The sequence below is a fragment of the Burkholderia sp. LMG 13014 genome (assembly GCF_905232215.1).
In the GTDB taxonomy this organism is placed as follows: domain Bacteria; phylum Pseudomonadota; class Gammaproteobacteria; order Burkholderiales; family Burkholderiaceae; genus Burkholderia.
This window is the reverse complement of record NZ_CAJNKE010000286.1, coordinates 1-7,524: the sequence shown is the minus strand read 5'-3', so window position 1 is coordinate 7,524 and position 7,524 is coordinate 1. Positions and strand designations below refer to the sequence as shown.

Here is a 7,524-nt window from a genome sequence, read left to right as displayed (position 1 = left end):
ATATCAGGAAGGTCATTGAGTACTGAAGCGATAGTGCTCCACGGGCGAGACGCGACGCGTTCGTGGAGGCTGGCAATTTTCGACACATCGTTCAAGGGCTTCCACGCCTTGTAGTCGAATAAAAACTCAAGGTTCTCGATGAGCGCCCATGCGTTTTCGCGCGATGAACGGATAACGAAGGTCGCCCCAAGTTCGGCGGCTGCCTCCTCGGCCGCAATCCGGCGCCATGCGCCGGACTGATCAACCGTGTACATGTGAGGTTTTTCTCGTGCCAGTTTGACCAGATCTTCTTCGAGCTTGCATTCGACAAACTGGAAACCGGCTCGAGTGACGCGCAAAAAATCAGGGACATACTGAAAGCTGGACCGGCGCCCGCTCGGCGCGGTTTGTACGACGGTCAGGTGGTAGGGTTGCCCATAGAACTCGATGGTTTCATCGTCGTGATCCCATGTCGCAGCAGCAGCATATTCGGTGTGGTACGCCTCGCAATCCACCGTTGTTCCCATCTTGAGGCTGGAATATCTCACCGAATTGCTGATGCTCCCGCCATCTGTCCTGCGAACCGGGGAGTTGGAGCGGATCCACCGGATTGCCTTTTGTCCTTGGTCCGGCGTACCGAGTGTGTCAAATAGTTGTTGTAGTTCGTCGTCGTTGAGCACGTAAACCTCCTGTTGAGAGGATGCGCAGCCCCACCTCGTCAGCCGACATGGCTGACGAGGGGCTCGATGAAATAAATGGGGGCGGAAACGACGAGAAAAAACACTCCCAGTAGCCTTGACAGCGTGCTGTCGGCCGCTAGAATGTGCCTATCCACCTTCATGGATGCACCGTTTTTTCGAAGGGCTCAGCCGCGCCAACGGCTGGGCCCTTTGTGTTTCCGCACGCGATCAACCTTCCATGCTGGATTTCCTCCAAATTAGTAAGGGGTCCGATTGAAACGGGTTTTGCACGCGGAGTGTAGCGTCGCGTATCACGGCGCTCGCAGTACTTTTACGCGAGCGTCTGAAGATGCGACGATAGCGCGAAGAATATCGCGCAGTCAAACTAAGGCTATGATTTTATTGTATAAAATGGCTTATACGATACATTGCTCGGCAACTTGGGCGAGCGATCAGCGTCGGTCGACGATGGCTTTGACGGAGGACTTCGGGAGCAAGCGGAGACGGCGTTCGGGGACAGGCATGCGCGAAGCCGATTGGGGCCCCAATTCAAAGTAAAAGCGGATATCGTGGCTCAACGAGAAGCGGTGCATCGTCGGCATCGACACCCTATCGCTGGCCGATAACGGATCAACTCGAACGGCGTGTTCGAATTCCCGCCAAACGGCAGCAGCCGAATTCGGCCAACGTTGAAGAAGCCTATGACGTGGAGTAACACTGCCCGATCCCATATGTCCAGTTCGCGCCTTCTGGGTACGAGGGCTAGGACGGTCGAGGGCTAAGGCAATCCTGGCGTCCTAAATGGAACGGGGCCGTGCTGTCAGGCCGTGTGGTCGACTTACCAATAAGCTCCGGATTGTGCGCTCGCGAGCAGTCTCGAAACAAGATCGATTCCCGCAGGCGTGTGAAGGAAGTCTGCCGGACATTGCCCACCGAGAGCCGGAACTGGTGAATGAAGCCAGTCGAGGAGCCATGATTGCGCATCAAAGTTGTCCGAACTCCCGGACTCATCGACCATCCTCTGAACCTGTGCGGTCAGCATTTCAATGACGGCGGGTGGGATGCTGTGAGGATGTGAACTCAATGGTGGCGAGTCCTTGATGCCGTCCTTCCTGGTGATGGACATATATACCTCGTTGTCGACTTGGCTTCGGTCGTGCGCCGATATCGGATCCGATGCTTAACAAGGCGCCGGACAGATCTATTTCTAAGCCTAGCTCCTCCGACGCATGCCGGGAGATCAGTGAATGCATTGCCGATTCGCCCTTGGCTGAACAAAGTGCAATGAATTCGTTCGCATTTTGACAAAGTGCAAATATATGGTTCAGACCGAGTCATCGAGGACAGATTCGGAGGGCCAACTGACGGGGCGTCAGTGCAGAGATATGGTTCCAGCCATGGAAAAAATATGCTCCCTGTCTCAGCAAGATCGAGCCCTTTTTGTTTTTCGCGCCCGGAAGCCGCGCATCTATCTCGAAATACAAACGTATACATTTGCATACGAGCGCACTATGCTTTGAGTCATCGATTCGAAGGGATGGACGTCATGCAAACCGTATCGGTACGAATTCCGGAAGACGACCTCGCGTGGCTGGTCGAGCTGCAATTGCCCGACGCGACGAGTCCGAGCGACAAGATTCGCGCGCTGATCGCCGACGCGCGCCGCCGCGTCAAGGGCGCGCATGACTTCGTGCGCTGCGCCGCGCTGTTCAGGGAGCAGGTTCGGCCCGTGCTCGACGCGATCGACGCGTACGAACACGCGACGCATCACCGCTCGGAAATCGTGACGCTGCTCGCCGCGCAACTCCCCGAACTCATGGCCAGCCTCGTGACGGCGGCGCCGCCGGGCAAACCGATCGGCGAGGCGGCTGGCGAACTCGAGGCGCGGCTGACCGCGAAGAGCATGCGCGTGCTGCTCGGCCTGCTGCGCCTGGCCGTGACCGGCAACCCTCCCGCCTATCATCCTGACGTGCTCGATCCGTACGTGCACGAGGTCAAGGAGCTGGCGAGCCTCATTCAACCGGCTCAGGCCCATTCGTGAGCGGCCCGCGAACCCGGCGTCAGGCGGCCGGCCGGCCCGCTTGAATCCCAGAAGGAGTGACAAGTCGTGACGACAGAACATTTCGGTATCCGAGTCAAACGGTTGATGACCGCGAACGTGCATGCGTTGATCGGTTCGCTGGAAAACCGCATGCCGCAAGCGATTCTCGAGCAGTACCTGCGCGAATTCGACGATGTGATCGCGCAGGCGCGGGTGGCGCTGGGCCGGCACGAAGCGGCGCGGTACCAGGCGGCCAAGGCGATCGCGCGCATCAACAACGAGATCGAACGACTGAACGACCTGCTGGGCACCGCGCTGGCCCGCAACGACGATGCGGCCGTGCGTGCCGGCGCGGAGCGGCAGATCGAGCTCGAGGATCAACTCGGCGTGCTCCAGCAATCGCTTCACGACGCGAGCGAGCGCGCGCAGGCCGCCGAGGCGGACCTGCTCGGGCTGCGCGCGAAACGCGCGGAGATGGAAGCGGGGCTTCGCGAACTGATCGCGGCGCGCGCGCCCGGCGACGGCGAGCGCCGGACGGAAGGGCCGGCGGGCGCGGGCGTCGACCCGAGGGCCGAGCAGCTCGAGCAGGGGTTCAACCGGACGATGGCCGGCGCGACCGGGGCGGTCGGGTTGGGCACCGGTTCATCGTCGGCCGATCCGTCGCTGCTGCATCGTCTGGAAACCCTGCACAAGGAACAGCGAATCGAGGAGCGCGTCGCCCGCTTGAAGTCGCAATCTGGCAAGCTGGCGGACGACATGTCTTGATGATTCGCCCCCGAACCTGAGAGCAAAACAACAATGACTTCTTCACTGATGCTGCCGGGCAATGCGCCGTTCATCGTTGCGATCGGGCTGATGATCGTGATCGGCGTGCTGGAGTGCGTGTCGATGCTGATGGGGCTCAGCCTGACCGAGCATGCGGGCAACCTGCTGGTCCTGCATTTCGGTCTCGATCACGCGGATGGCGGCCCCGACGCAGGCGTCGTCGGCCAGTTTCTCGGCTGGCTGCACGTGGGCAGGGTGCCACTGCTGATCCTGCTGATCCTCTTCCTGCTCGGCTTTTCGGTGGTCGGGCTCGCGTTGCAGACGTCGATGCAGGCCGTCGCGGGCCTCACGATGCCCACCGGGCTGGCCGTCGTGCTGGCCGTGCTTGCGGCCTTGCCGTTCGTGCGTCACACCGGCAAATTCTTCGCGCGCTTTCTCCCGCAGACCGAGACCACCGCGGTATCCGAAGCCGATTTCATCGGCCGCACCGCACGGATCGTCACCGGCGAAGCGTCGCTCGGCAATCCGGCCGAAGCACGGCTCGTCGACGAGCATGGCCAGCAGCACTACGTCCGCGTCGAACCGGACGAGGCCGGCCGGACGTTCGCGAAAGGCACGACGGTCCTGCTCGTGTCGCGCATTTCGGGTTCGCGTTATCACGCGATCGAGAATCCCAGGCCCGAATTGCTCTGAATCCCGTTTTACCAGCCCGCTGCCGTTGAGAGCGGCGCGGACTGGCGCACCTTGCTGTCACCATCCGTACACAGGAGTCGAACAAACATCATGATGAATGCACTCTCATTCTGGGGCGCTGTCGCATTGGCAGTGGTGGTGGGTATCTGCGTGATCGGCATGATCTTCGCGCGTCTTTACGTGCGGGCGTCGGCGGAACGCGCGTTCGTCCGCACCGGGCTCGGCGGGCAGAAAGTGATCATGAGCGGCGGCGCGGTCGTGCTGCCGGTGTTTCATGAAGTGATCCCGATCAACATGAACACGCTGAAGCTCGAAGTGAGCCGCGCGACGCGCGACAGCCTGATCACGAAGGACCGGATGCGCGTCGACGTGGTCGTGGCGTTCTTCGTGCGGGTCGCGCCGACCGAAGAGGGCGTGTCGACCGCCGCGCAGACGCTCGGTCAGCGCACGCTGGCGCCGGAAAACCTGCGCGCGCTCGTCGACGACAAATTCGTCGATGCGCTGCGCTCGACCGCCGCGCAGATGACGATGCAGGACCTGCAGGACGCCCGCGAGAAATTCGTGCAGGGCGTGCAGAACACGGTCGCGGAAGATCTGACGAAGAACGGCCTGGAACTGGAAAGTGTGTCGCTGACCAATTTCAACCAGACGTCGAAGGAATACTTCGACCCGAACAACGCGTTCGACGCCGAAGGCCTGACCAAGCTCACGCAGGAAACCGAACGCCGCCGCAAGGAGCGCAACGAGGTCGAGCAGGACACCGAGGTGGCCGTGCGCGAGAAGAACCGCGACGCGCTGTCCCGCAAGCTCGAGATCGATCAGCAGGAATCGTTCATGAAGCTCGAGCAGGAGCAGCAGGTCAAGACGCGCACGGCCGAGCAGAACGCGCGGATCGCCGCGTACGAGGCCGAGCGTCATCAGGAGGCCGAGCAGAGCCGGATCGGCGCCGAACGGCAGATTCAGGAATCGGAGATCCAGCGCGAGCAGGCAGTGCGCACCCGCAAGGTGGAGGCGGAGCGCGAAGTGCGCGTGAAGGAGATCGAGCAGGCGCGCGTCACGCAGATGGCGGCGATCGAGCAGGCGAAGGTGACCGAAATCGCGCAGCAGGAAAAGGCCATCGTGATCGCGGAGAAGTCCGAGGCGCAGTCCCAGGCGCAGGCGCGCGCGAGCGAGTCGCTCGCGGATGCGGTGCGGGCCGAGCAGCAGGTCGAGACGACGCGCCGCACCGCGGAAGCCGACCGGGCGAAGCAGGTCGCGCTGATCGAGGCGGCGCAGGAGGCGGAAACGCAGGCCGTCCACATCACGACGCAGGCACGAGCGGAACGCGATGCGGCCCAGATGCAGGCCGCCGCGATGGTCGAGCTGGCCGAGGCTGCGCGCAAGAAGGGGCTCGCCGAAGCGGAAGCGCAGCGTGCGCTGAACGACGCGATCAACGCGCTGTCGTCGGACCAGACGAGCCTCAAGTTCAAGCTGGCGTTGCTGCAGGCACTGCCGGCCGTGATCCAGCAGACGGTCGAGCCGATGAAGGCAATCGACGGCATCAAGATCATCCAGGTCGACGGGCTCAACCGTGGCGGCGCGGCCGCGGATGGCGTCACGCCTGCCGCCAACGGCAGCAATCTGGCCGAGCAGGCGATGTCCGCGGCGTTGTCCTATCGCGCACATGCGCCGTTGATCGATTCGCTGCTCGGTGAAATCGGGTTGTCCGGCGGTTCGCTGCAAGGGCTCGTGCCGGGTGTCGGGACGGAGGTGTCGGCACCGGCACACGCCTCGGCACCGGTACACGCACCGGCACCGGCACACGCACCGGCTTATGCATCGGCACCCGCACCGGTCACCGTCCACTCGGTCGGCGGTGCATCGCCCAAAGCCGACGGCGCAGTGGCATAACGCGCGGGGTGTGGGGCACGCCGGCCCGGCCCGGTAGCAGCGGGTTGGACGCGGCTGGAGCGGCGCGACGAAGCCTCGTCGCGCCTGCCTTGCGTTCCCGCCGGCGTCAGACAGGCCCGATCGTGCGATCGGGCCTGTCTTGTTTCAGCGCCCACCCGCGACGGCGGCAAGCCTCATGTTCTTCGCACCGGCTAGCTCAGCAACTCGTAGGCGGCCTTGAACGTCGGCACCGACAACGCGGCGAACGCCACCATGATGGCCACCAGAATCGCGAGTCTTTTCCGCAGCAGCACGCCGATCCCGATTCCTGCCGGATAGAACACCAGCGTCAGCACGATCGTGAGCCAGAGCCATGCGTAGCCGGCGCCGCCCTCGAAGTGCGAAATGTCGCGCGTCTTCACGAGCGCGGCGTAGCCCGCGACGGTGATGCTCGCAGGCAGGCACAGCAGCGAGTAGGGGACGAGGACGATGATCTGTCGCAGGTTCGGATCGGGAGACGTCATGGCAAGCGGTTCAGGTTCTGATGGACGGTGGCGAGGAGCAGGTTATCGCGTGGGCGGGGCCGCCGGATTCGCGTCGCCGGCAGGATGCAGGCGTTTTCGGTGTTTGGCAACGGCCGTCCGCCGTCATTCGGGCGCGTCGTGGCTCGTCGAACCATCCGGCGCGCGCCGCACCGCGCGATAGTGCCGCCGTGCCTTCGCCACATTGCCGCAAGTCGCCATGTCGCACCACTTGCGGCGCCCCGTCTTCGAGCGGTCGATGAACAGCCACGCGCAATTCGAACCCGCGCACATCCGCAGCCGTCCGTCGGGCAACGCTTCAAGCAGCTTTACCGCATCGAGCGCGAGCCGGTGGGCGGGCAGGTGCAGGTCCGCCGGATCAGCGGGATCGTCGAATCCGATGCGCCCGGCTGTCGCGATCAGCCGCCGGCCGTTCATCGCGCGCTTCCATGCCCGCTCCAGCGTTTCCAGATCCGCCGCGGCCACCGGCGCGCCATGCGAGCGCGCGCCGACTATGCCGAACAGCGCTTCACGCAGGCGCCTCGCGTCACGCAGTGCGCGCTCGGCGGTGCCCGGCGCTTCGGCTGCGCGAGCCGCGAGCTGTTCCACGTCGGACGCGGAGCAGACCGACGATCGCGCGAGCCACGCGAGCCAGGCGTCGTAATCCGGCAGCCAGTCGCGCGGCGTCCGATCGCGGCCGGTCACCGTGTTGATGAAATCGAGGACGGGGTGGCCGCCGACGAAATCGCGGGCCTCGAACACGTGCGCTTCCATAACCGGTGAAATGCGGGACATGAGCTGAATTGATGCTAACCTTTGATCGTTGTTTAAAAGGTTAGCACATCCGGTAACCGGTACTTGTGCGAGGAGAGCGCATGGCGACGTCGACGGCATTACCCGGCCTGCGGGCCGACCCTTCGCAAACCGGCGGCACCCGGCCGGTGGAGTTCATCGCCGCGCCCAGCAGCCTCGGCCT

At 63.4% G+C, this 7,524-nt stretch carries 7 protein-coding genes and 1 pseudogene; 4 read left to right on the top strand and 4 right to left on the bottom strand.

Going from position 1 to position 7,524, the window contains the following annotated elements; translation table 11 throughout:
• Positions 1-659: pseudogene (locus JYJ84_RS23355) on the bottom strand (hypothetical protein); the annotation flags it as partial.
• An 838-nt stretch (positions 660-1,497) separates the two neighbouring features.
• Positions 1,498-1,677 carry an MbcA/ParS/Xre antitoxin family protein gene (locus JYJ84_RS37910; RefSeq protein WP_236027717.1) on the bottom strand — a complete coding sequence of 60 codons (180 nt, stop codon included), beginning with the start codon at positions 1,675-1,677 and terminating at the stop codon, positions 1,498-1,500.
• Positions 1,678-2,196: 519 nt separating this feature from the next.
• Between JYJ84_RS37910 and JYJ84_RS23345 the strand changes: the two genes are divergently transcribed.
• The 4 genes from JYJ84_RS23345 (at position 2,197) to JYJ84_RS23330 (ending at position 6,048) form a co-directional block, all read left to right on the top strand.
• Positions 2,197-2,700, top strand: a complete 504-nt coding sequence (locus JYJ84_RS23345; RefSeq protein WP_089449711.1) for a hypothetical protein — start codon at positions 2,197-2,199, stop codon at positions 2,698-2,700.
• Positions 2,701-2,766: 66 nt separating this feature from the next.
• Positions 2,767-3,465, top strand: a complete 699-nt coding sequence (locus tag JYJ84_RS23340) for a PspA/IM30 family protein (RefSeq protein ID WP_122944155.1) — start codon at positions 2,767-2,769, stop codon at positions 3,463-3,465.
• A 33-nt stretch (positions 3,466-3,498) separates the two neighbouring features.
• Positions 3,499-4,158, top strand: coding sequence for an OB-fold-containig protein (locus tag JYJ84_RS23335; RefSeq protein ID WP_174962386.1), 660 nt, complete (start codon positions 3,499-3,501; stop codon positions 4,156-4,158).
• A gap of 90 nt (positions 4,159-4,248) precedes the next feature.
• Positions 4,249-6,048 (top strand): flotillin family protein, encoded by a 1,800-nt coding sequence (locus tag JYJ84_RS23330; protein WP_236027715.1) that lies wholly within the window; start codon positions 4,249-4,251, stop codon positions 6,046-6,048.
• Positions 6,049-6,239: 191 nt separating this feature from the next.
• Here the strand turns inward: JYJ84_RS23330 and JYJ84_RS23325 are convergent, their stop codons facing one another.
• Both JYJ84_RS23325 and JYJ84_RS23320 read right to left on the bottom strand, forming a co-directional pair.
• Positions 6,240-6,551 (bottom strand): hypothetical protein, encoded by a 312-nt coding sequence (locus JYJ84_RS23325; protein ID WP_122944158.1) that lies wholly within the window; start codon positions 6,549-6,551, stop codon positions 6,240-6,242.
• A 123-nt stretch (positions 6,552-6,674) separates the two neighbouring features.
• The gene (locus tag JYJ84_RS23320) at positions 6,675-7,343 is read right to left on the bottom strand and encodes an ABATE domain-containing protein (protein WP_240201893.1); all 669 of its coding nucleotides are present in this window, start codon (positions 7,341-7,343) and stop codon (positions 6,675-6,677) included.
• Between the last annotated feature and the right edge of the window lie 181 nt (positions 7,344-7,524).